This window comes from Pseudomonas sp. SDO5271_S396, from assembly GCF_054071795.1.
In genome coordinates, this window is sequence record NZ_JBSVWB010000012.1 from 98,558 (window position 1) to 121,322 (window position 22,765).

Annotated in this window: 20 protein-coding genes; 2 read left to right on the forward strand and 18 right to left on the reverse strand. The window is 62.1% G+C overall.

Annotated features, from left to right (window positions below; translation table 11 throughout):
- Nucleotides 1-18: 18 nt before the first annotated feature.
- The 6 genes from ACW9IN_RS11665 to ACW9IN_RS11690 form a co-directional block, all read right to left on the reverse strand.
- Complete coding sequence (locus ACW9IN_RS11665) at nucleotides 19-2,481, reverse strand: EAL domain-containing protein (RefSeq protein ID WP_457366004.1); 2,463 nt, start codon at nucleotides 2,479-2,481, stop codon at nucleotides 19-21.
- A 71-nt stretch (nucleotides 2,482-2,552) separates the two neighbouring features.
- Nucleotides 2,553-4,373 carry an ABC transporter ATP-binding protein gene (locus tag ACW9IN_RS11670; RefSeq protein ID WP_457366005.1) on the reverse strand — a complete coding sequence of 607 codons (1,821 nt, stop codon included), beginning with the start codon at nucleotides 4,371-4,373 and terminating at the stop codon, nucleotides 2,553-2,555.
- Nucleotides 4,366-4,968 (reverse strand): DsbA family protein, encoded by a 603-nt coding sequence (locus ACW9IN_RS11675; RefSeq protein ID WP_457366030.1) that lies wholly within the window; start codon nucleotides 4,966-4,968, stop codon nucleotides 4,366-4,368. Before ACW9IN_RS11675 ends, ACW9IN_RS11670 begins: the two co-directional genes overlap by 8 nt.
- Before the next feature lie 37 nt (nucleotides 4,969-5,005).
- A complete protein-coding gene (gene trhO / locus ACW9IN_RS11680; RefSeq protein ID WP_457366006.1) occupies nucleotides 5,006-5,947 on the reverse strand; it encodes an oxygen-dependent tRNA uridine(34) hydroxylase TrhO in 942 nt (313 codons plus the stop codon).
- 118 nt (nucleotides 5,948-6,065) lie between these two features.
- Nucleotides 6,066-6,362, reverse strand: coding sequence for a BolA family protein (locus tag ACW9IN_RS11685; protein WP_185703844.1), 297 nt, complete (start codon nucleotides 6,360-6,362; stop codon nucleotides 6,066-6,068).
- A 6-nt stretch (nucleotides 6,363-6,368) separates the two neighbouring features.
- Nucleotides 6,369-6,887 carry a DUF2059 domain-containing protein gene (locus ACW9IN_RS11690; RefSeq protein WP_457366007.1) on the reverse strand — a complete coding sequence of 173 codons (519 nt, stop codon included), beginning with the start codon at nucleotides 6,885-6,887 and terminating at the stop codon, nucleotides 6,369-6,371.
- Nucleotides 6,888-7,068: 181 nt separating this feature from the next.
- Between ACW9IN_RS11690 and ACW9IN_RS11695 the strand changes: the two genes are divergently transcribed.
- The gene (locus tag ACW9IN_RS11695; protein WP_457366008.1) at nucleotides 7,069-8,451 is read left to right on the forward strand and encodes a class II fumarate hydratase; all 1,383 of its coding nucleotides are present in this window, start codon (nucleotides 7,069-7,071) and stop codon (nucleotides 8,449-8,451) included.
- Here the strand turns inward: ACW9IN_RS11695 and ACW9IN_RS11700 are convergent.
- The 12 genes from ACW9IN_RS11700 to pap all read right to left on the reverse strand — a co-directional run bounded on the left by ACW9IN_RS11700 (nucleotide 8,448) and on the right by pap (nucleotide 20,632).
- Nucleotides 8,448-9,404 (reverse strand): DMT family transporter, encoded by a 957-nt coding sequence (locus ACW9IN_RS11700; protein WP_457366009.1) that lies wholly within the window; start codon nucleotides 9,402-9,404, stop codon nucleotides 8,448-8,450. The two genes, ACW9IN_RS11695 and ACW9IN_RS11700, sit on opposite strands and share 4 nt — an antisense overlap.
- An 83-nt stretch (nucleotides 9,405-9,487) precedes the next feature.
- Nucleotides 9,488-10,444, reverse strand: a complete 957-nt coding sequence (locus ACW9IN_RS11705; protein ID WP_457366010.1) for a fimbrial protein — start codon at nucleotides 10,442-10,444, stop codon at nucleotides 9,488-9,490.
- 128 nt (nucleotides 10,445-10,572) lie between these two features.
- A complete protein-coding gene (locus tag ACW9IN_RS11710) occupies nucleotides 10,573-11,118 on the reverse strand; it encodes a fimbrial protein (protein ID WP_457366011.1) in 546 nt (181 codons plus the stop codon).
- An 11-nt stretch (nucleotides 11,119-11,129) separates the two neighbouring features.
- Nucleotides 11,130-11,609 (reverse strand): fimbrial protein, encoded by a 480-nt coding sequence (locus tag ACW9IN_RS11715; RefSeq protein ID WP_457366012.1) that lies wholly within the window; start codon nucleotides 11,607-11,609, stop codon nucleotides 11,130-11,132.
- A 13-nt stretch (nucleotides 11,610-11,622) separates the two neighbouring features.
- The gene (locus ACW9IN_RS11720) at nucleotides 11,623-12,117 is read right to left on the reverse strand and encodes a fimbrial protein (RefSeq protein ID WP_457366013.1); all 495 of its coding nucleotides are present in this window, start codon (nucleotides 12,115-12,117) and stop codon (nucleotides 11,623-11,625) included.
- A gap of 10 nt (nucleotides 12,118-12,127) precedes the next feature.
- Nucleotides 12,128-12,709 carry a fimbrial protein gene (locus ACW9IN_RS11725; protein WP_457366014.1) on the reverse strand — a complete coding sequence of 194 codons (582 nt, stop codon included), beginning with the start codon at nucleotides 12,707-12,709 and terminating at the stop codon, nucleotides 12,128-12,130.
- 18 nt (nucleotides 12,710-12,727) lie between these two features.
- A complete protein-coding gene (locus tag ACW9IN_RS11730; protein WP_457366015.1) occupies nucleotides 12,728-13,489 on the reverse strand; it encodes a fimbria/pilus periplasmic chaperone in 762 nt (253 codons plus the stop codon).
- Nucleotides 13,486-16,092, reverse strand: a complete 2,607-nt coding sequence (locus ACW9IN_RS11735; RefSeq protein WP_457366016.1) for an outer membrane usher protein — start codon at nucleotides 16,090-16,092, stop codon at nucleotides 13,486-13,488. Before ACW9IN_RS11735 ends, ACW9IN_RS11730 begins: the two co-directional genes overlap by 4 nt.
- A 17-nt stretch (nucleotides 16,093-16,109) precedes the next feature.
- Nucleotides 16,110-16,670, reverse strand: a complete 561-nt coding sequence (locus tag ACW9IN_RS11740; protein WP_457366017.1) for a fimbrial protein — start codon at nucleotides 16,668-16,670, stop codon at nucleotides 16,110-16,112.
- A 52-nt stretch (nucleotides 16,671-16,722) separates the two neighbouring features.
- Nucleotides 16,723-17,244, reverse strand: a complete 522-nt coding sequence (locus tag ACW9IN_RS11745) for a fimbrial protein (RefSeq protein ID WP_457366018.1) — start codon at nucleotides 17,242-17,244, stop codon at nucleotides 16,723-16,725.
- A gap of 508 nt (nucleotides 17,245-17,752) precedes the next feature.
- Nucleotides 17,753-18,937 (reverse strand): thiolase family protein, encoded by a 1,185-nt coding sequence (locus tag ACW9IN_RS11750; protein ID WP_457366019.1) that lies wholly within the window; start codon nucleotides 18,935-18,937, stop codon nucleotides 17,753-17,755.
- A gap of 177 nt (nucleotides 18,938-19,114) precedes the next feature.
- Entirely contained in the window at nucleotides 19,115-20,632 is a 1,518-nt protein-coding gene (gene pap / locus ACW9IN_RS11755) for a polyphosphate:AMP phosphotransferase (RefSeq protein WP_457366020.1), read from the reverse strand.
- A 155-nt stretch (nucleotides 20,633-20,787) separates the two neighbouring features.
- On the opposite strand from pap, the gene mnmC reads away from it, so the two are divergent.
- On the forward strand, nucleotides 20,788-22,761 hold the full coding sequence (gene mnmC, locus ACW9IN_RS11760) for a bifunctional tRNA (5-methylaminomethyl-2-thiouridine)(34)-methyltransferase MnmD/FAD-dependent 5-carboxymethylaminomethyl-2-thiouridine(34) oxidoreductase MnmC (protein ID WP_457366021.1): 1,974 nt from the start codon (nucleotides 20,788-20,790) through the stop codon (nucleotides 22,759-22,761).
- Nucleotides 22,762-22,765: the final 4 nt, after the last annotated feature.

Below are 22,765 nucleotides of genomic sequence, written 5' to 3' on the forward strand. Positions count from 1 at the left end.
TACAGACCAGTAAATGTTTCACCGGAATGTGCCGGGCGCCTTGAATAACAGTGGCTGCGGCCGCACGGGGCGACACTGCAAACTATCAAAGGTAAACAATTGCGGTCGTTCAATCAGGTAACCCTGAGCGTAATCCACACCAATTTCGAGTAACGCCTGTTCGATCTGCGGTGTCTCAACAAACTCTGCAATTGTGCGCTTACCCATGACATGGCCGATGTGATTGATCACTTCGACCATCGCGCGGTTAATCGGGTCGTCCAGCATATCCTTTACGAAACTTCCATCGATCTTCAGGAAGTCTACAGGTAAATGTTTGAGATAGGCGAATGAGGACATTCCGGCACAAAAGTCATCCAGCGAAAAATGACAACCTAACGCTTTGAGTTCATTAATAAAACGAATGGCACTGCCCAAATTTGCAATAGCGCTGGTTTCTGTAATTTCAAAACAGATCATCGCCGGTGGAACAGTGTAAGTTTCAAATTTCTCACGCAAGAACCCGAGAAAGTCATCATCGCCAATTGTTATACCTGACAGATTAATCGCACACATGGCCATAGGGCGCCCCGGGCGCTCGGTCATGCAACGGTTAATGATCTTGAAGACGTTTTCCACCACCCAACGGTCCAGCGAAGTCATCAGGCCATAACGCTCGGCAGCCGGGATAAAACTGTCGGGCAGGATGATTCGCCCGGCTTCGTCATGCAGGCGCAACAGAATCTCGATGTGCCCGTCGCCGCCGTCGGTATGGCCCAGGGGTGAAATTTCCTGGGCGTACAGGCAGAAGCGGTTCTCTTCCAGCGCCATGTGCAGGCGTTGCACCCAGGCCATTTCGCCGAAGCGCAGAGACAGCTCCGAGTCATCAGCGTGGTAAACCTGCACGCGGTTGCGGCCTTTTTCCTTGGCCATGTAGCAAGCCATGTCGGCAGCCCGCAGCGAGGTTTCCAGGGTGGTCGGGGCCTGCGAGATATGCACCAGGCCGATACTGACCGTGGTCATGAACGGCCGGCCCTTCCACACGAAATGCAGGCTTTGCACGGTATGGCGCAGGCTTTCGGCGATTTTTTCCGCCACCGGCGCCGGGCAGTTCTCCAGCAGGATGCCGAACTCGTCACCGCCCAGCCGTGCCAGGGTGTCACCTTCGCGCAGGTCAGATTGCAGCAGCGCGCAGATATGTCGCAGCAACTCGTCGCCCGCCGCATGACCACAGGTGTCATTCACCAACTTGAACTGGTCCAGGTCGAGGAACATCAGCGCGTGTCGCCCGCCTTCCTGACGCGCGGCATGATTGAGCACCTGCTCAAGGCGGAACTCGAACTCGCGACGGTTGGCCAGGCCGGTCAACGCATCGTGGGTCGCCTGCCACGACAGGTTGGCGATGTATTGGCGCTCCTGGGTCATATCGTGCAATACCAGCACCGCGCCGCTGACCTTGCCGGCACTGCGGATCGGCGCACCCACCAGGGTGACCGAGACCGTACTGCCGTCCAGGCGCTGGATCAGTTTCGAATGCTCGCTGCCGCCACTGAGTTGCCCCTTGACGATGTGCTCGATCAAGGTAAAGCCATCGGGCTGGGCATTGTCGTCCAGCAGCTTGAACAGCGCCGCCAGGGGCAAGCCCTGGGCCTGGGCCGAATTCCAGTGGGTCAGCGCCTCCGCCGCCGGGTTCATATAGGTGATGGCACCGTCGACGTCGGTGGTGATCACCCCGTCGCCAATCGATTCCAGGGTGATTTGCGCCCGCTCCTTTTCTTCCTGCAAGGCATCGGCAAAGGCATGGCGCTGGGTCAGCAATTTGTGGGTGCGCAGCAGCGCCAGCACGATCAGGCCCAGGGCCGTGGCCAGGTTGGTGATCAGCAACAGCCGCAGAATTACCCGTGACCCTTCGCCCAGCGCATCGCTGAAAGCCTTGGCCGCCGGCGTCACGCCGTCGTTGATCGCAATGATATGGGCCTTCCATTGGCGCACATCGTTGGCACTCACCTGATCCCGGGTGATCGACTGGTGCATCTCCCGGGCCAGATCATCCAACTGTACGAGGTAACCATCACCCACCGTCCACAGTTCGATGGCTTTTTCCAGGTAACTGAAATGACGAAAGTTGAGGTACAGCCAGATGAGGCTGGAGACATCGTCCGGGTGGTTGCCGCCCTTGAGAATGCCCAGGCGTGCGGCGCTGAGGTCGGGGGTGGAGCGGTCCAGAGCGATGCGCAGTTCATGCCCGCCCTGGGGCACGGCGATGGCTTGCTGATACTTGAGGTACGTGGCTTCGTCGCGGTTGTCGGCGTAGAGCGTGAGGTAATAGATGGCATCCTTCTGCCCCTTGGACCACAGACTTTCGCCTGCCACATAGCCGCGCACCGCTGAAAGCACGTAGAGACTGATGCAGCCCAACAATGCCTGGAACAGCACGACGGCGATAAAGGGCCACACAATGCCCAACAGCCGAGGCGTTCCGAGAGTCCGCTTTTGCTTCATGAAGTCCCTTGCACATGCACCGCTGGATACGCACGCGAAAATCCGCTTCCGATAGCTCAGCCTAGGCCAAATCAACGTACTTGTTGCAAGTGTCCATACAACTTGGCGTACAACCCGCCATCGGCAATCAGTTGCTGATGGTCGCCATCCTCTGCAATGTGACCGCCGTCAAACACCAATACTCGGTCCGCCTGCTTCACCGCCGACAAACGGTGGGCGATGATCAGTGTAGTACGGCCACTCAGAAACCGCGCCAGGGCCTGGTGCAGGTTGTACTCGGTGGCGGCATCCAGCGCCGAGGTGGCTTCGTCGAGGATCACCACCTTCGGCTCGGCCAGCACCATGCGCGCAATCGCCAGGCGCTGGCGTTGGCCGCCGGAAAACCTTACCCCGGAACGCCCCACCACACTGTCCAGCCCCATGGGCAGTGCCTTGACGGTAGCATCCAGCTGCGCGATTTCCAGTGCCTGCCAGCAGGCCTGATCACTGCGCGTGCGGCCCATGGTCAGGTTGGCCCGTACCGTGTCGTTGAACAGCGCCGGATGTTGCAGCACCACCGCGACGTTTTCGCGAATGGTCTCCAGGCCGATGTCCTGCTGGCTGGCACCGCCAAAGCGGATCGTCCCGGCCTGGGGCGTATACAGCCCGAGCAGCAGCTGCACCAACGTACTTTTGCCGCCGCCGCTGGCGCCGACGATTGCCACCTTCTCACCGGGGGCGATGCTCAGGTTCAACTGATCGAGCACCCGATCTTCGCCATAGCCAAAAACCAGGCCGCGCACCTCGATACCCACGGTTTCACGCCCGGCAAACGGGTTCTCGCCACCGGCGTATTGTGGCTCGTCGGCCCGCGCCAGCAGCTCGTTGATCCGCGTCAGCGCGCCGCCGGCGGCGTAGTAGGCATATTGCAGGTTCAGCAACTGCTCCACCGGGCTGATCATGAACCAGAGGTAGCTGAACACCGCGAGCATCTGGCCGATGGACAGGTCGGAAAACAACACCGTCAGCATCGCCGCCGCGCGGAAAATATCGATACCGAACTGGAACAGCAAACCGCTGGCCCGGCTTGAGGCATCGCTTTTCCACTGGGAGTTGATCGCGTAATCCCGCACTTCCTGAGCGCGCTGGCCCAGGCGCCCGAGGAAAAAACCCTGGCGGTTGCCGGCGCGCACTTCCTGGATGGCATCCAGGGTTTCGGTCAGGGCCTGGGTAAACCGCGAGGTGCTGTCGTTCTCCAGCTTTTTCAGGTGTTTGACGCGCTTGCCCAACTGCACCGTGGCGTAGATCACCAACGGGTTGAACAGCAGGATCAGCAATGCCAGTTGCCAATGCATCCACACCAGGATCGCCGAGGTCCCCACCAGCGTCAGCATGGCCACCAGAAAGCGGCTGAGGGTTTCGCCGACGAATTTGTCCAGGGTGTCCAGGTCGGTGACCAGGTGGGTGGTGACCGTCCCGCCGCCCAGGCTTTCGTATTCGCCGAGAGAAATGCGCTTGAGGCGTTCGATCAGGCGCACGCGCAGGCGGTACACGATGTCTTTGGCCAGGCCCGCGAACAACCGCGCCTGCACCACGTTGAACACCAGCGCCGCACAGCGCAGGGCCAGGGTCACCAGCAACATCAGGCCAATGTAACCAGCGGCTTTCTGCCACCCCAGGGGCAACGCGTGGTTCATCACCTTGAGCGCGGCGTCCCCGTGCCCCAGCAGTACTTCGTCCACCAGCAAAGGCAACAGCAAGGGGATGGGCACACTGCACAGGGTCGCCAGCACGGCAACGCCGTTGGCGATCCACAGGGACTTTTTGTGCCGCAGGGCCAGGCGGCGAATTTCCGCCCAGGTCAGGCGATCAGTGCGTTTGGACGGCTCATGGGTGTCAGGCTGGTCATGCACAGGTTGCTCGCTCCAGCCATCGGCCCAGCAACGGCGACAGCTCGGACAGCGGCTGATAGCCGTTGGTGAGCAAGGCCAGTTGACCCTTGCGCTCGGCCAGCAACGTGGGGAAACCGGCGATGCCCAGGTCTTGCACCCAGGTGAAGTCGGCCGCCGTGGCCGCGTGCTGCTCGGCACGGTCGAACAGATCGGCGAACTCGATGCGCGGGATACCGGCCTGTTCGGCCAGTTCCACCAACACGCTGGCGTGGGTCACATCGCGCCCCTCGACATAAAACGCGCGCTGGATCAGCCCCAGCAGTTTCCAGGCGCAGTCCGGCGCCAGGCTGCGCGCGGTCACAATGGCGCGGCACGCCGGCTCGGTGTCATAGACAAACCCGTCGGGCAATGCCCCTTCGCGGTTGAACGGCTGGCCGGTGGCGTCCGTGACCGCCTGCCAGTGCTCGAGAATATAGCGCCGCGTCGCCGGCTCCAGCGCCGCGCCACTGCCGGTGCGCAAGCCACCCACCACCAGGTGCAACTCCACGCCGGCGGCCCGGGCCTGCTCCACCAACGCCTCGGCCACCGGGGCAAACCCCCAGCACCAGGAACACATCGGGTCCATCACATAGAGCAGGCGGGCAGACATGGGCTCAAGCCTCGGAAGGTGATTGCTTGTAGTTGTAGCCAATCGGGTGCGGCAGGTTGCGGGCCTTGGCCAGCTCGATCTGTTTTTGCCGGTCGATCGCGCTGCGGCGGGTCTTCTCCGGCAGCTTATCCCAGCAATGTGGACAACTGATGCCCGCCACATAATGCTCGGACGCGCGGTCTTCAACGCTCACCGGCGTACGGCAGGCATGGCACTGATCGTAGTCGCCTTCGCTCAGGTCGTGGCGAACGGTCACACGGTTGTCGAACACGAAGCAGTCGCCCTGCCACTTGGTCTCTTCCTGTGGCACCTCTTCGAGGTACTTCAGGATGCCGCCCTTGAGGTGGTAGACCTCTTCGAAACCCTCACCCAGCATGTAGCTCGAGGCTTTCTCGCAACGAATGCCGCCGGTGCAGAACATGGCGACTTTCTTGTGCCTGGCTGGGTCGAAATTGGCTTTGATGTAGTCGGGAAATTCGCGAAAACTGGTGGTTTTCGGGTCGATCGCGCCTTCGAAGGTACCAATGGACACTTCGTAGTCGTTGCGGGTGTCGATCAGCAGCACTTCCGGGTCGCTGATCAGCGCGTTCCAGTCCTGAGGCTCGACGTAGGTACCGACTTTCTTGTTCGGGTCGACGCCTTCGACGCCCAGGGTCACGATCTCTTTCTTGAGCTTGACCTTGGTGCGGTAGAACGGCTGCTCGTCGCAGTAGGACTCTTTGTGATCGATATCGACCAGGCGCGAGTCACTGCGCAACCAGGCCAGCAGGCCATCGATGCCTTCGCGGCTGCCGGAAACGGTGCCGTTGATGCCTTCTTCGGCGATCAGCAAGGTGCCCTTGATGTCGTTGTCGACCATCGCCTGCAGCAATGGCTCGCGCAGGGCGACGTAATCTTCGAGGGTAACGAACTTGTACAGTGCCGCCACGACGATCGGTTGAGTCATGGGTGTTCTCTCCAGGTGGCTACCCTCGCAAAGGGTGAACCGGATGCAAAAAAAACGCGCCGACTAAGCGGCGCGTTGCGGATTCTAACAAATGCCCGGTGTCAGAAACACCCGGTCATCAGTCATGCCCGCCGGCGCAGGTCGGCGAGGCCGGGGCTGCGTCGATTTTTGCCCATTCATCAGGCGTGTAGGTATGCAGCGCCAGCGCATGAAACTCGCTCATCAGGTCACCCAGGGTGGCGTAGACCTTCTGATGGCGCTTGACGCGGTTCAGCCCTTCGAACTGCGGGCTGACCAGCACGGCCTTGAAGTGGGTCTGCAACCCGCGACTGTGCATGTGGCTTTCGTCCAGCACGCTCAAGTGGTCGGTGCCCAGGGCGGCAAGGGCCGTTTCGATACGCTGTTGCATGGTCATTCCTGATTACTTCTTCTTGGCCGGAGCAGCGGCCTTGGGCGTCAGCTCGTTGGTCATGTCTTCCAGCAGCTTGTTCACCACCGGCACCGCGCTTTCCAGCTTGGCCTGGGTCATCTGGGCCGACTGCTGGGTGAGTTGCGGCATTTTTTCCAGGACTTTCTTGCCCAGCGGCGACTGGTAGAACGCCACCAGGTCCTTGAGCTCGGATTCGCTGAAGTTGTCGGTGTAGAGCTTGACCATGTCCGGTTTCAGCTTCGGCCAGCCGATGGCCTGGTCCAGGGCGGCGTTGGCCTTGGCCTGGTAGCTGTCCAGGACGGACTGCTTGGCGGCAGGCGCCTTGGTCTGTTCGAAACGCTGGGCGAACATTTGCTGCACTTGCATGTACACCGGGGTACCCAGCTTGTCGGCGTGGGCCAGGGTAAGGAAGGCTTCGGCACTGGCGTTGTGGCTGGCGGTATCGGCAAGAACCTGGCCGCTGGCGCAAACCAGAGCAACCGCGGTACAGATGGCACGAAGACGAGTCATCGAGTTTCCTTTTCTAGCAGGCGAGGTAAGACCCCAAGGGCGCCCATTCTGCGCCTAAAAAACCTTGTGGCTCAACCCCGGGCCTTGTCGGGCCTGGATTCACCGATGAAACGTCTTTTAGGGAACCCACCCTGCCGATCAGGGCCTAAACTGCGCAAACAGACCTTGAGGAGTGTGCCCGATGAGCCGTATCGAAACCGACAGCCTGGGAGACGTTCAAGTCCCGGATGACGCTTACTGGGGCGCTCAGACCCAACGTTCACTGGTGAACTTCGCCATCGGCGAGCAGCGCATGCCGCTGCCGGTACTGCACGCCCTGGCCCTGATCAAGAAAGCCGCCGCCCGGGTCAACGACCGCAACGGCGACCTGCCCGCCGACATCGCCCGCCTGATCGAACAGGCCGCCGACGAAGTGCTGGCCGGCCAACACGATGACCAGTTCCCGCTGGTGGTCTGGCAGACCGGCAGTGGCACCCAGAGCAACATGAACGCCAACGAAGTGATCGCCGGCCGCGCCAACGAGTTGGCGGGCAACAAACGTGGTGGCAAAAGCCCGGTGCACCCCAACGATCACGTCAATCGCTCCCAGAGCTCCAACGACTGCTTCCCCACCGCCATGAGCATCGCCGCCGTGCAGGCGGTGAACCAGCAACTGCTGCCGGCCATCAAGAACCTCTCGGGCGGCCTGGCGGAAGTGTCGGCGCGGCATATCAAGCTGGTGAAGACCGGGCGCACCCACATGATGGACGCCACGCCGATCACCTTCGGCCAGGAACTTTCGGCGTTCATCGCCCAGCTCGACTACGCCGAGCGCGCCGTGCGCAGCGCCCTGCCCGCCGTCTGCGAGCTGGCCCAGGGCGGTACCGCGGTCGGCACCGGGCTCAATGCGCCCCATGGTTTTGGCGAGGCGATTGCCTCTGAGCTGGCGGCGTTGTCGGGCTTGCCGTTCGTCACGGCGCCGAACAAATTTGCCGCGCTCTCGGGCCATGAACCGCTGGTGTCCCTGCACGGCGCGCTGAAAACCCTGGCCGTGGCGCTGATGAAAATCGCCAACGACCTGCGCTTGCTGGGCTCAGGCCCCCGCACCGGGCTTGCGGAAGTGAAGTTGCCGGCCAACGAACCGGGCAGCTCGATCATGCCCGGCAAGGTCAACCCGACCCAGTGCGAGGCCTTGTCGATGCTGGCCTGCCAGGTGCTGGGCAACGACGTGACCATCGGCATCGCGGCCAGCCAGGGGCACTTGCAGTTGAACGTGTACAAACCGGTGATCATCCACAACCTGCTGGAATCCATCCGTTTGCTGGCCGACGGTTGCAACAACTTCCAGGAACACTGCGTGGCCGGGCTTGAGCCGGACGCGGTGCAAATGGCGGAGCATCTGGAGCGCGGGCTGATGCTGGTCACGGCGCTCAACCCGCATATCGGCTATGACAAATCCGCCGAGATCGCCAAGAAGGCCTATGCCGAGGGCCTGACCCTGCGCAAAGCCGCGCTGGACCTGGGCTACCTCACCGATGCCGAGTTCGACCAGTGGGTTCGCCCGCAAGACATGCTCGGCGCTTAAGAAGCCAGCCGCACCCGCCGGGCCTTGAGCCCGGCAATCAGCGACGGCGCCAGGGCCACGCTCGCGGACCCCATCACCACCACCAACGCCCCGGCATAGCCCAGGGCGTTGATCTCTTCGGCCTGTACATACTCGGGCCACAACCAGGCCGCCACGGCCACCGCAACAAACGTCACCAGGGGGGTGAGCGCCAGGGTCGCACTGACCCGCGAGGCTTCCCAGTGGGCCAAGGCTTCGGCAAACGCACCATAGGCCACCAGGGTATTCATGCAGCAGGCCAGCAACAGCCAGCCTTGCAGCGGGCTCAGGTCCAGCGCTTCCAGCGGATGGGCCCAGGGGGTGAGCAGCAAGGCGCACGACAGGTAGATCACCATCATGACTTGCAGCGAATTCCACACCGTCAGCAATTGCTTCTGGCCGAGGGCGTAGAACACCCAGATGGTAGTGGCAAGCAAAATGGTCAGCACGCCGGCGGTGTAGGTGCCCAGGGACGTCAGCAACTCTTCCAGCCGCTGGTTGAAGAACAGACCGAAGCCGATGATCAGCACCACCAGGCCCAGCCCCTGCCCCAGGCTGAAACGCTCCTTGAACACAAACACACTGGCGATCATCAGGAAGATCGGTCCCATCTGCACCACCAGTTGCGCGGTACCGGGGCTGAGCATCTTCAGGCCGATCAGGTAAAGCACGTAGTTACCCACCAGCCCGCACACGGCCATCCCCACCAGCCAGCCCCCCCTTGGGCCAAGCACCTTGCGACTGGGCAGGCGCCTGGCCAAGGCCAGGTACACGAACAGGCAACTGCCGGCCACGATCAGGCGAAACCAGGTCACGGTGACCGGGTCCATCACCTGCAACACCTGTTTGAGTTTGACCGGGAGGATGCCCCAGAGCAGCGCAGTCAACAGGGTCAGCAGAAAACCGTAGACCCAGCGACCCGAAGAGATGTGCATGAATGCCCCAAACGCCAGAGGATGTGGAACCGGCATTCTAGGGGAACGCGGCGCGTTGGGTACACCGCATTCTCACGCACCGCTCACGGCACGCCCATCACCAGCACCCCGCTGCCACTGACGGGCCCGGCCGCCGGCAGCGAACCGGCTCGACGCACCAGCGAAAACGTCACATCGTCCGCACCCACGCTATTGGTGATGCGGGTCAGGAACGAACCATTGACCGGCACCGCCGCGCCGTTCCTGACAAGGGCAGTGCCGACATCGGCATTGGTCATCATCAGCAGGCGCGAGTCGAACGACGAACGTGTGCCTTTGTAGGTGATGGTGATCGGCGTGTTCACCCCACCGTCCGGGCAGGAATAGCTGAGCCTGCGGTTACTCACGATGGGTGTACTCAGCGGATCGCTGCCGATGGACCGCTGGTGAACGTTGCCGAAGTTGATCTCGATCGGGTTGTTATTGTTGATGGTGCAGCTCGACGGGGTGACCACGAAGTTATTGGCAGCGCTGTAGGTGACGGTCAATTGCGGTCGGGTGCCGTCATAGTTGTTCGAGCTGGTGAGACGCAGCACGCCGAGGTGATCCCCGACGCGAATATCCAGGGGGTTGGCCGGGTAGTTGCGCACCAGAATGTAGGGGGTGACATTGACCGGGTAAAAGACTCCGTTGTTGGGCACGGTGAGGATGTTTCTGCCCGACGGCACCGGGGTATTCAGGAACGTCCCATTGATGCGTAAACCGGTCCCCTCACTGACAAACTTGGGGCCGGGTGTCCAGGCGGTACCCGCCGCACTCCCGCTGACCCAATAGTCCTCATGCCACGCCGGGCCGCCGCTGTAGGTAAAGCGACATTCCAGCCGTGCACCTTCCAGCATGATCCGGGTGCGATCTGCGCTCTGGGTGACGGTAACCGGGACGTACAGGTTGGGGTTGCCATTTTGCCAGGGGCCGCCATTGACACGGCAATCGACGGCTTGCGCGGTCGACGCGATCCCCGTCAGGACAAGAAGCACACAGGCTGCGCGCAGTCGTTTCATGTTGATCTCTCGTTGCTCCTCTCCCAGGCGTCGCCCTGCGGGCAAAGGCCGCATGGACACAGTGGCGCTGAAAACCGCCCGGAAAAGTGTGGATTGGATAGGAAGCCGTTTCGGCTCGAACAAGACGGCTACGGATAGTCCAGCGTAAAGGTCGAGGTTGCCGTGTACGCACCATGCCCGATGCTTTGATCACGAATGGCACTCGGCTCGCCCTTTACATAGGCCTTGAGCTCGATCACGTTGCTGCCAGCGACCAGTAGCTGTTTGTCGCTCACGGCGTTCAGGGGCAACGGCTCATCGCCCGGGGTCTCGATACCCACGCCGATACCGGATGCCCCACTTCCACCGTCCAGCGCGAGCAAGCCGGGCAGCTCGCGGTTTTCAGCACCGCCGAAGGTGATGGTCACCGAATTGCCGATGCTGGTGTCACAGTCCTCCAGGTGCAATTTGAACGGTTTGCCCACGGAGCGCGTGTTGATATAGAGGTGCTTGCTGGTGACGTCCCAGAGCTCCAGCGTGATGGCGTCGTCACCCGGGCGGATCGTGCAGGCTTCGCGCACCAGCTTGCCTTTGAACTTCAGGTTGTCCGCTGCCTGGACCTCAAGGATCGAGCTACAGCTCAGCAACAGCGCCGCCACGAAAACCGGCCAGGCGTCATGAATAAGATGTCCCATCGACTCGGCTCCTACTGGTACTCAGCCAACAGCGTTGCCACTGCGCTGAAGCTGGCGGGGGCCAACACGACCCCGCGCTGTTGAACGGGGACCACTTCCAGCGTCGGCGGTGACGACAGGCTGATGTCCAGTGGCGTATTCAGTGAAAACGGCTGGTCATTCTGAAACACGCGAATGCCCAAGGCCGGCACGCTGGTCTGCACTGCGGCGTTGTCAAAGGCCGCCGGCGTGCCGTTGACGCTCAGCTTCAGCGCCCACGGCAGGGTGTCGACGCCACAGTTGATCGCGTAACCGACGCTGCGGCGATAGCGCACGCCATCGACGCGCTTGACGCCGACATCGCCAAAATCGACCTCGATCACATTTCCCGCATCAATCGTGCAGGGTGGCGGTTCATTCAGCGTACCGCTGAACGTCAGGTTGGCCGACACGCCGCAACTCAAGCCAAGCGCACACACGAAGAGCCACATTTGCGGCTGCAAGACTGTCATGGATCCGTCCTCTTCATTGGTAATCGACCACCAGGGTCGCGGTGGCGTCGAACGCGCCTCCGGTCAGCCGGCTGCCCGCGCGCTTGACCGGCACGGCCTGCACCACGGGGAAATTGGGATAGGTGAAATTCACTGCCGTATTGAGTGGCCAGTCGGCGCCGTTGACGAATAACTTGACCCCAAGGTCCGCCTTGCGGGTCGAGAGCACCCGGTTGTCAAACGCGGCGCCCGTACCCTGGAGCGCCAGTTTCAAGGCGTTGCTGTAGGGCGAGTCACAGGTGACGGTATAGGGCACGCCACGCCGGTAATTGACCCCGTCCACCCGGGATGTCAGCAGGTCATTGCCGAACGGCACATTCAGGGTGCTGCCACCGTTGATGACGCAGGGCGGCGGCGCGATGATCACCGCGCGAATGGTCACGCTGGTTTGAGCCTGCACGGCCTGGCTGCCGCCCAACAGGACGCCTGCGGCGATCAGAATGGCCCGCAGGCCGGTTGATTTAGACATGGTGTTGCCCTTACTCATAGTTGAGCCTGAAATCCACCACGGCACTGAATGCACCGCTGGTGAGGGGGGCGGCGGTGCGCGTGGGCTGGACCTTCCAGACCTGGGTGTTGCGCCCCACGGGCAAAAACAACGGCTCGCCCCGCGCGCCCAGTTGCACATCCCGTCCCAGTGCATCGGTCAGGCGCAGGCCCATTCCGGTGATGCCCTGCACCTTGACCAGTCGAGGGTCATCGGCGTCGGCCGGCGCGCTGAACGCGACCGACAGCACGGGTTGGTAGGCACTCCAGACCAGGTTGCCCGAACGTTCGCTGCGGACGCGGCCGGCGGTGCGCAGGCAATCGGTGAAGCGCAGTTGAAACGCCTTCGAGGTGGCCTGGTCACCGGGGCGCTGCAACTGGCTGGTGGACACGCTGCCCAGGTCAACGGTCTGATGCAGCGAAGCCATCTCCAGACTGCACGGGGACTCATGCATGGAACCCAGCACATTCAACTTGCCGACCTGACCTTCGATGTCCTCTTCATCCTCGGCCTGCACGCTCGCCGCCAGGGCCAACAGCAGGCCACCCACGACCTTCACGTAGTGCGACTTCATGACCTTCTCCCGCAACCCTTACTCATTGGACGACAAGGCCTGCGCGCTGACCGTGCAGGTGTCGCCCGCACAGGTGAACGCCAGCAGCGGACGGCCACCGTAATCGTTCACGTAGGCCAGCACCGGCGCCGTACCGAGTTCCTTGACCGAAGCCCCCAAAGCCAGCGCGCCCTTGGGCGGCACCATCACCGGCACGAAACCCGGCACGGTCTTGCCGCCCTTGCTGCTGCGCGCGTCCACCAGCGTCACGTAGTAAGGCGTGGGGTTGTTGACCCGGTAATGGCTGCCTTCCCGGGTCAGTGTGATTTTCTCCTGCCAGGGGTTGGCCAGATCCTGCTGACTGGGCGTGATCGCCTGTGGCCGGTAGAACAGCTTGATGCGGGTTTGCAGGGCAATCTGCAGGGTGTTGGACTTATCACTCCGCGGCGGAATCTCCCTCAAGTTGAAGTAGTAGACCGTCTCCCGGTCCTGGGGCAACGACTTGGCCGCCGGCAGCGCCTGCACTTTCACCTGGCTTTGCTTGCCGGCCTCCAGACGTTGAACCGGCGGCAGCACAATCAAGGGACTGGTGATTTTCTTGCCGGACTCATCCTCGATCCAGCCCTGGGCCAGATAGGGCAACCGGGTATTGTTGTTGGTGATGTTCACGCTGGTGGCGTCCTTGCCACCTTCGAAAATCACGCGGGTGCGGTCCAGGCCGACCGCGGCGTTGGCACTCTGGATACAACCCAGAACCAGCAACGTGAAAACCTGAGGGGTGAAGCGTGTGACGGGCATCATGAGGATGTGTTCTCCGTTTCGGTGGGCTGCTGGCTGCTCAGCGTGGCAGGCTCTGGCAAGGACGGTGCTGTGGCGACGCGCTGGCAGTGCAGATGCAAGGCATCGCTCAAGCCGTCCGCGGGCAGAGTGGACGGCAGCGTGAGCTCGCAACGCTCATGCCCGGCCCAACTGACCACCATCCGCTCGCCGGCACGAATGCCGCTCAAGTAGACGTTGCCGCCGTCGTTCACAATCCCGGTGTCTTGCTGTTTGAGGTTCTTCACGGTGGCGCCGAAGGGCGGCGCGCTGCCGTCGGGCAGACGCAACACCACCATGGCTTTTTCACCGGCAATCACGTCCAGCGTGCGATAGCCGATAGCGCCTTCGGTCAGCGTCAGTTGGGTGACGGATTGAGTAGCTTCGACATTGCCCGGCAGGCTCTCCAGATCGACACTGGCTGCCGTGCGCTGGTAGCTGCTGATGTCGGAAATGACCGCCTTGCCGAAGACATTGCTGCGCGTCGGTGAACCGTAGCCGCGCACCGGTACATCGGGCACGCCACCGGTGTCGATCATCAGGCGCGTACCGCCGGTGCTCGTGGTGCGGTGCAAGGCGCCTCCCTGGGCCGTCAAGGTGCCGCCGCCACGGGCCGAGGCACTGAGGCTGCTGTAACCGCCTTCCTGGCGGCTGGCGCTCAGGTCGACATCGGCGTAATCCCCCATATGGCTCAGGTAGCCGCTGGCCGAGGTGTCGCTGGCACTGAGCTGGTAGCTGTTGCGCTCATCCACGCGATCACTGTATCGCGTGGCAAAACCGTTGCTGCCGGCTGCCCGGTTCGCATCCAGCGACAAGGTGCCGGTGCGCCCCAACGGCAGGCTGACGGTCACGGACAGGCCGTTGTCCTGATAGCTGTACTCCCGGGTGCGGTACATATTCAGGGACAGGCTCATGTTCTTGACACTGCCCACATTGAAATAGCGTGACAACGACAGGTTCCAGCGGTGCGTGTCGGGCCGGTCCCAGTAGGTCTGCTTGTGGTAACTGGCATAGACCGTGGCGCCCAGGTCACGGAACTGCTTGTTGAGCGTTACGGTATACAGCGCCTTGCTGCCCCCGATCGGCTGCCAGGGCTCATCGCTGTCACGGTAATCGCCCCGCCCGCCGCGCTCACCATTGAGCCCGTAATAGCGCGCGTCCAGGTACTCGGTCATGGTCAGAAAGTTTTTCTCGGAGAAGCGGTAGCCGGCGAATGTCACCTGGCTGTCGTACTCCTCGAAGTTCTTGGAGTATTGCAGGCGGTACGATTTGCCCGAGAGCGCCTCGCTCCAGACCGTCGCGTGGGACTGCGTCACATCCAGCGACACCGCGCCAAATGCCAGCAAATCCCGCCCTGCCCCGACGGACAAGGCCTTGTAGTTGTTGTCACTGATGCCGCCGCCGAACAGCGACCAGCCATTGCTGATGCCCCAGGAGAACTCGCCGGTGGTAAAAAAGTCCCCATCGGACCCGTGCTGCAGGTTCGACGGTCGCCCGGAGGCCAGCTTGTAGCGAATGCGCCCGGGACGCGTCAGGTACGGAACGCCGGCAGTATCGACCTGCTGGGTATGCACCGAGCCGTCCTGCTCTTCGACTCGCACATCCAGCTTGCCGGTCACCGCGCCATTGAGGTCCTGAATGCGAAAGGGGCCCGCCGCCACCAGGGTTTCATACAGCACACGGCCCTGCTGGCTGATGATGACCTTGGCATTGGTCTTGGCCACGCCTACCACTTCCGGGGCATAACCGCGGAGGTTGGGCGGCAACTGGCTTTCATCCGAATTGAGCGCGGCGCCGGAAAAGCGGAAGCTGTCGAACAGGTCCGAATACAGGTAGTTCTCACCCACCAGCAGGCGCGCCTTGAGCGCAGGAATGGCGCGATACGCGTAATAACGGCTCCACTCCAGCTTTTGAGGCCCCGCCGCTTCCTGTCGACCACGCTCGACACGTCCCTGCCAATCGGCCCTGAAGCGCCAGGCACCGGCGTTGGCACCCACCGTGCCATTGCCGCTGAGGTTATTGCGGTTGCCGTCTTCTCTCTGATAGTTCGATTGCGCCGTCAGGCTGTAGTCCAGCAGCAGTCCCGGCACCCCTTCATCCCAGCGGGAAGGTGGGTCCCAATTGATCGCGCTGTACTCGAGGTAGGCCTGGGGCAAGTTGATACTCAGGGTGGAGGTGGCCAGGTCACCACTGACCTCCATGCCCGGCAGACTTTGAATATCCAGGCACTCGCCGCCCTTCCACCAGGCAAGTTTGCCGGCGTCGGACGTTTTCAGTCCCAACTGTTCCACGAGGGTTGCCGACAAACAGGCCTCGCTGCCTTTCGGATCCTCATCGGGCGCATAGAAAGCCACCGAGTGTTCAGACATTGGTTGAGCGTTGACTTGTACGGTCATTGAGTAAGTGCCCGGCAGAATGAACCCGCTGCGCGCAAACCGAGACAAATCAATATTCGTGCGATCGCTTATATCCAGGACATCGGTATTGAACTCGACATCCGATGCACCCACTGCACCGCCCGCCAGTGATATCAACCCACCAAAAAGGCTGGGGCGCAGGGTATTTTTGACCATCGACCCATTCAACATGAAAGCAACCCATCAATTCAGAAGTATTCCAACTTGAACCGCACCGCGGCACTGTGAGCCCCAACCACCAAGGGCAATCCGTTACCCACCAGGTACAGCACGTAGTTGAGTGTCATATCGCCCTCCGACAGGGGCGCGGGTGCCATCCGTTCACCCGGAACACTCTCCTGGCCCGCGGAATCGACGATATGCAGGGCCACCCCTTGCGAAGCACCGAAGACCGCGAACGAGAGCCCTGCCCTGTCGGTGGGGCCCTCGAACGTCACTTGCATGTGCTTCCAGTCGGGCAGGCTCATACCCGGACGCAACGGATCGGGCCGGGTCAGCGAGCAGTTCACCAGGCGTAACTGAAAGGGGTGGTCCTCCCCCCGCGTGTTGCGCAACAGCCGACCTACCGGCTCGGGAGGCATCTCGATGGTTTGATCGATACTGGCCAGTTCCAGCCCGCAGGCCGAGTCCACCACCTCCCCGCCCAGCGTCACCAGCCCTTCGCCCTGCGCCCCCCCTTGCGCCAACGCGCAGGGGCTGATGAGCAACAAGACTGACGAGGCCACAGCGAGACTCAAGAATGTATTCACCGCTATCTCCCTCCCGCTTTCCCCCCGCCACGCAGGGTGGCGGGGGCAAAACTCACTGATAGGCCAAGGTGAAATTGGTGACGGCGCTGAAATCACCCGGAATGATCGGGGCGGTCGCGGCGCCCTGGACGTAGGCCCCGAACTCCAGCGTGTTGTCGCCGGCGCTGATGATCTGCGGGGCGGTCGGTTTACCCAACTCAACCAGGGAATTGCCATGGGTCATCATGATGCCCACGCCGCCCGCGCCGCCCACAGTACCGATCGCGCCTGGCACCACGGCCGAAGGCGCGCCGGTGAAGGTCGTGGTGACCGTGTTGTCGGTGAGCCCGGTCAAGTCGCAGCCTTCAAGCTCGATCAGCACGCGGCGGGCTTCGGATTTGCCACCGGCTTGCAGCTGATGCTTGGCAATCGCCCCCAGGCGAACGGTCTGGTCCACGGAGTCCGGCTTGATGGAGCAAGCACCCGAATGGACCGACCCCAGGAACGTCACCGTTCCATCCGCTGCGTTTGCAACAGACATCGAGCCCGCCAGCAGGCCAACGGACAACAGCACGGTTTTCAGTTTGGTATTCATCTACAGACTCTCACTTGGCAAGTTTCATTAAGTTGCCCTGTCACGGGTACAGGCAGGGCGAATTAAACAAGCGACTGAGCAGCAACTGTCATCGAAGGATGTCACTTCGATCTTTCCAATTAGTTGCATTGCAATTCAGCCAGCTGCTCAACGCCGAGCAAGTGTCGACTGATTAACCAATGAAGTAAGCCGTCTTTTTCGATGAACGATGTAGCCATTCCCTATCAAGATACGCAGGAAATAAAGGGCAACTTTGAGATTTCTTTAAAACAGCCGAAGGAAATGGACTACTTGTTTGTTAACGCGAATAATTTAAAGCAGGCTATATCTGTAAGAACAAGATTACATGCGCAGAACATAACAGCGCCTGGGGCGTTATTCCAACTAAGCAATCAATGCACAATAAGACAAGAACTTGGCTGGACAACAAGCGCAAAAAAGGGGAGCACGCTCCCCTTTTTGATAGTGCCCGGGTACAGACGGCCCGCAGCGGTACAAGCGTCTATTGCTAGCGCACCGCTTCGAACAACCCGGTGGCCCCCATGCCGCCGCCCACGCACATGGTCACGATGCCGTAACGCAGGTTGCGCCGTTGCAGTTCACGCACCAGGTGTCCCACCTGCCGTGAACCGGTCATGCCGAACGGATGGCCGATGGAAATCGAACCGCCATTGACGTTGTACCGGGCATTGTCGATCTCCAGGCGATTGCGCGCGTACAGGCATTGGGACGCGAACGCCTCATTGAGCTCCCACAGGTCAATGTCCGCCACATTCAAGCCCTTCGCCTTGAGCAGCTTGGGCACTGAAAATACCGGGCCGATGCCCATCTCGTCCGGCTCGCAGCCGGCCACGGTGAACCCACGGAAAAACGCCTTGGGCTTGAGCCCGAGCGCCAGGGCTTTCTCCAGACTCATCACCAAGGTCATCGACGCACCGTCGGACAACTGCGAAGAGTTGCCCGCCGTGACCGACCCGTCTTCGGCGAACACCGGCTTCAAGCTTTGCAGGTTGGCCAGGGTGGTACCCGGGCGGTTGCAGTCGTCGCGGTCGACCACGCCTTCGAGCACCTGCACCTCGCCGGTGGTTTTGTCCTCGACCTTGTACGTGACCGCCATCGGCACGATTTCATCGCTGAACAAACCGTCGGCCTGGGCCTGGGCGGTGCGCTGCTGACTCTGCAGGGCGTAGAGGTCCTGGTCCTCGCGACTGACGTTGTAGCGGCGCGCCACGACCTCGGCGGTCTGGCCCATGGGGAAATAGATGCCCGGCACCTGCGCCTTGAGCAGCGGGTTGATCAGGTTGTCGGTGTTGACGCTCTTCATGGTCAGGCTGATGGACTCCACGCCGCCCGCCACGATGATATCGCTGCAGCCCGAGGCGATCTGGTTGGCCGCAATGGCAATCGCCTGCAGGCCCGAAGAGCAGAAACGGTTGAGCGTCATGCCCGCCGTGCCGGTCCCCAGTTGCGAGAGCACCGCCACATTGCGTCCGATGTTATAGCCCTGGGCGCCCTCGTTCGAGCCGGCGCCGACGATGCAATCCTCCACCGTCGCCGGGTCGATGCCATTGCGGGCAAGCAGCGCGTTGACGCAATGGGCCGCCATGTCATCCGGGCGGGTCTGGTTGAACTTGCCGCGAAAAGACTTGGCCAGGCCGGTTCGCACGCTGTCGACAATCACTACTTCACGCATGGACTACCTCTATCTCGGGATTATTGGAAGGTGGATCGAGGATAGTTCCGAGATTGCCCGACCGCGATGATCATTCATCGGGCCTATATGCCAAACACAACCCTGTGGCACCTGTCAGGGCAGCTTCGCTGCCCGGCGCAGGACAAGCCTGCTCACTACAAAACGGAGCATGCGGGTTTATTTCTTTTTGCCCTTCTTGTCGTGCTTGTCGGATTTGTCGAATGCATCCTCCAGCGCCCGGTTGATGGTGCGCAGCACTTTGACCCGCGCCCAGCGCTTGTCATTGGCCTCCACCAGGGTCCAGGGCGAGACCTCGGTGCTGGTGCGGTCAACCATATCGCCGACGGCGGCGCGGTAATCGTCCCACTTGTCACGGTTGCGCCAGTCGTCGTCGGTGATCTTGAAGCGTTTGAACGGGATTTCCTCGCGAGCCTGGAAACGCTCCAGCTGGGTGTCCTTGTCGATCGCCAGCCAGAATTTCACTACGATCACTCCGGCGTCGCGCAGTTGCTCCTCGAAGTCATTGATCTCGCCGTAGGCGCGCATCCAGTCCGCCGGGGTGCAGAAACCTTCGATGCGCTCCACCAGCACACGGCCATACCAGGAGCGGTCGAACACCGTGAACATCCCTCGCGCCGGGATCTGCCGCCAGAACCGCCACAGGTACGGCTGCGCGCGCTCGTCTTCGGTGGGCGCGGCGATCGGCACAATACGGTACTGGCGTGGATCGAGCGCCGCAGCCACTCGGCGGATCGCGCCGCCCTTGCCCGCCGCGTCGTTGCCTTCGAACACCGTGACCAGCGCGTGCTTGCGCATGCGTTTATCGCGCATCAGGCCGGAAAACCGCGCCTGCTCGGTAATCAGTTGTTCCTCGTAATCGTCCTTGTCCAGGCGTCGGCTCATGTCCAAGCTGTTGAGCAGGCTCATCTGGTCCACCGCCGAGGGCAGCGGCGCCGGGTTCATGCCGCTGGCCTTGCCCTTCGCCACCTTGAGGGCATTTTGCAGGCCTTCCAGCAGGATTTTCCCCACGGTCAGCCCACGGTAATGCGCGTCCACACCCTCGATCACATGCCACGGCGCATAGTCCCGGCTGGTGCGACGCAGCACGCGCTCGCCAAAATGCACGAATTTGTCGTAGGTCTCGGACTGCTGCCAGTCCAGCGGGCTGATGCGCCAACTGTGCAGCGGATCGTCGGCCAAGGCCTTGAGCCGCGCCTTCATCTGCTTTTTGGACAGGTGGAACCAGAACTTGAAGATCAGCGCGCCTTCATCGCAGAGCATCTTTTCCAGACGCTCGGCACCGGCGATCGCCTGGTCCAGGCGTGCGTCCTTGATCTGCCCATGCACACGGCTTTGCAGCATCTGGCTGTACCAGTTGCCAAAAAAGATACCCATGCGCCCCTTGGCCGGCAGCTGCCGCCAATAGCGCCAGGCCGGCGGCCGGGCCAGTTCTTCGTCGGTCTGCTGGTCGAAGGTGCGCACTTCGATCAGGCGCGGGTCCATCCATTCATTCAACAGTTTGACGGTCTCGCCCTTGCCGGCGCCCTCGATCCCGTTGATCAGGATGATCACCGGGAAGCGCTTCTGCTGTTGCAGTTCATACTGCACTTCCAGCAGCGCTTCACGCAGGGCCGGGACTTCGGCGTCGTAGGTGTCTTTGTCGATGGCGTGACCGATTTCGGCGGATTCGAACATGGGCGGCTCCATTTCAAGATGGATCAAGACTAGCGGATTGGGCAACAACACGCGGGAGGAAATTCCATCGGCGCTTGCCCTGGGTCAATTCAATGCCCCTTGATCGGCTAGAATGGCCGCCTTGCCTTTGCCTGCGTTTATTCGATGAGCCACCCATGACCCCCATCACCCACGCCCAGCTCGACTGGGATGACCAAGGTCGCCCGCACTCGCGGGTGTTCGACGACGTGTACTTCTCCGACCAGTCGGGCCTTGAAGAAACCCGCTACGTGTTCCTCGAACAGAACCGCTTGCAGGAACGCTTTGCCGCCCTGCCGGCGGGCGGGCGGCTGGTGATCGGTGAAACCGGCTTCGGCACCGGCCTGAATTTCCTCTGCGCCTGGCAGTTGTTCGAAGAATACGCCGCAGCCGACGCGCGCCTGCATTTCATCAGCGTGGAAAAATACCCGCTGAGCCACGCCGACCTGCAACGCGCCCTCGCCCTCTGGCCCGAATTGCACGCCTTCGCCGAGCCATTGCTGGCGCAGTACATCGCCATTCACTCGGGCTTCCAGCGCCTGGTGCTGGACAACGGTCGCGTGACTCTGACCCTGCTGATCGGCGATGCCCTGGAGCAGTTGCCGCAACTGGATGCACAGGTCGACGCCTGGTTTCTCGACGGCTTCGCCCCGGCCAAGAACCCCGATATGTGGACCGCCGAGCTGTTCGCCGAACTGGCGCGCCTGGCGGCACCGCACTCGACCATCAGCACCTTCACCAGCACCGGCTGGGTACGTCGGTTGATCAATGCCGCCGGATTCAAGATGAAACGCACCCCGGGCATCGGCCACAAGTGGGAGATTCTGCGCGGTGAATTCCTCGGCTGGCCCGAAGCAACCCCGCCGCCCGCCGCCGCAAAACCCTGGTTCGCCCGGCCTCGCACAGCCATCACCGAGCGCAGGGCCCTGGTCATCGGCGGCGGCCTGGCCGGTTGCGCCAGCGCGGCCAGCCTGGCCGCACGGGGCTGGCAGGTCAGCGTGCTGGAACGCCATGACGCACTGGCCCGGGAAGCCTCGGGCAACCCGCAGGGTGTGCTGTACCTGAAGCTGTCCGCCCACGGCACTGCATTGTCGCAGTTGATCGTCGCCGGTTTCGGCTACACCCGCCGCCTGCTGGAACACCTGCATCGCGGCGTGGACTGGGATGGCTGCGGCGTGCTGCAACTGGCGTTCGATGCCAAGGAAGGCCAGCGCCAGGCCCAACTGGCAAAGGCCTTTGCGCCGCAGTTGTTGCACCTGCTCGATCGCGAACAGGCCGAGGCCCAGGCCGGTATCGCTCTGGAACACGGCGGCCTGTTCTACCCCGAGGGCGGCTGGGTGCACCCGCCGGCGCTGTGCGCATGGCAAGCACGCCACCCCGGCGTCCAGGTACTGCCCCATCACGAGGTGCTTGAGCTGCGCAAGGTCGACGACCAGTGGCAAGCCTGGGACGGTGAGCGACTGTTGGCCAGCGCACCCGTGGTGATCCTGGCGGGCGCAGCCGAGGTCCGACGCTTCACCGACCTGCCCCTCAAACGCATTCGCGGGCAGATCACGCGTCTGCCGCAAACCGGCGCAAGCCGGGCCCTGGCCACCGTGGTGTGCGCCGAAGGTTATGTGGCACCGTCACGCCTGGGGGAACACACCCTGGGCGCCAGCTTCGACTTCAACAACGACGATCTCACGCCCACCACAGCCGACCATCTTGGCAACCTGGCGCTGCTCCAGGACATCTCCAGTGACCTGGCCCGGCGCCTGGCTGTCGACACCCTGGCCCCGACAACCCTGCAAGGCCGGGCGGCCTTCCGCTGCACCAGCCCGGACTACCTGCCCATCGTCGGCCCGCTGGCCGATCGTGACGCGTTCGGCCACGCCTACGGCATCCTCGGCAAGGACGCGCGCCAAGTGCCGGACACACCCTGTCCCTGGCTCGACGGCCTGTACGTCAACAGCGGCCACGGCTCGCGCGGCCTGATCACTGCGCCGCTGTGCGGCGAATTGCTGGCGGCCTGGATCAATGACGAACCACTGCCCGTGGCGGCCAGCATCGCCGAAGCCTGCCATCCGAACCGTTTTGCCCTGCGTGCGTTGATTCGCGGAAAAAACGGCTGACACG

Excerpts from the sequence above, each read along its gene's own strand:
- ACW9IN_RS11665 (WP_457366004.1), bottom strand. The coding sequence starts at position 2,481 with ATGAAGCAAAAGCGGACTCTCGGAACGCCTCGGCTGTTGGGCATTGTG.
- ACW9IN_RS11675 (WP_457366030.1), bottom strand. The coding sequence starts at position 4,968 with ATGTGTTCCTGGTGCTGGGGGTTTGCCCCGGTGGCCGAGGCGTTGGTG.
- trhO (WP_457366006.1), bottom strand. The coding sequence starts at position 5,947 with ATGACTCAACCGATCGTCGTGGCGGCACTGTACAAGTTCGTTACCCTC.
- ACW9IN_RS11685 (WP_185703844.1), bottom strand. The coding sequence starts at position 6,362 with ATGACCATGCAACAGCGTATCGAAACGGCCCTTGCCGCCCTGGGCACC.
- ACW9IN_RS11690 (WP_457366007.1), bottom strand. The coding sequence starts at position 6,887 with ATGACTCGTCTTCGTGCCATCTGTACCGCGGTTGCTCTGGTTTGCGCC.
- ACW9IN_RS11695 (WP_457366008.1), top strand. The coding sequence starts at position 7,069 with ATGAGCCGTATCGAAACCGACAGCCTGGGAGACGTTCAAGTCCCGGAT.
- ACW9IN_RS11700 (WP_457366009.1), bottom strand. The coding sequence starts at position 9,404 with ATGCACATCTCTTCGGGTCGCTGGGTCTACGGTTTTCTGCTGACCCTG.
- ACW9IN_RS11705 (WP_457366010.1), bottom strand. The coding sequence starts at position 10,444 with ATGAAACGACTGCGCGCAGCCTGTGTGCTTCTTGTCCTGACGGGGATC.
- ACW9IN_RS11710 (WP_457366011.1), bottom strand. The coding sequence starts at position 11,118 with ATGGGACATCTTATTCATGACGCCTGGCCGGTTTTCGTGGCGGCGCTG.
- ACW9IN_RS11715 (WP_457366012.1), bottom strand. The coding sequence starts at position 11,609 with ATGACAGTCTTGCAGCCGCAAATGTGGCTCTTCGTGTGTGCGCTTGGC.
- ACW9IN_RS11720 (WP_457366013.1), bottom strand. The coding sequence starts at position 12,117 with ATGTCTAAATCAACCGGCCTGCGGGCCATTCTGATCGCCGCAGGCGTC.
- ACW9IN_RS11725 (WP_457366014.1), bottom strand. The coding sequence starts at position 12,709 with ATGAAGTCGCACTACGTGAAGGTCGTGGGTGGCCTGCTGTTGGCCCTG.
- ACW9IN_RS11730 (WP_457366015.1), bottom strand. The coding sequence starts at position 13,489 with ATGATGCCCGTCACACGCTTCACCCCTCAGGTTTTCACGTTGCTGGTT.
- ACW9IN_RS11735 (WP_457366016.1), bottom strand. The coding sequence starts at position 16,092 with ATGTTGAATGGGTCGATGGTCAAAAATACCCTGCGCCCCAGCCTTTTT.
- ACW9IN_RS11745 (WP_457366018.1), bottom strand. The coding sequence starts at position 17,244 with ATGAATACCAAACTGAAAACCGTGCTGTTGTCCGTTGGCCTGCTGGCG.
- ACW9IN_RS11750 (WP_457366019.1), bottom strand. The coding sequence starts at position 18,937 with ATGCGTGAAGTAGTGATTGTCGACAGCGTGCGAACCGGCCTGGCCAAG.
- pap (WP_457366020.1), bottom strand. The coding sequence starts at position 20,632 with ATGTTCGAATCCGCCGAAATCGGTCACGCCATCGACAAAGACACCTAC.
- mnmC (WP_457366021.1), top strand. The coding sequence starts at position 20,788 with ATGACCCCCATCACCCACGCCCAGCTCGACTGGGATGACCAAGGTCGC.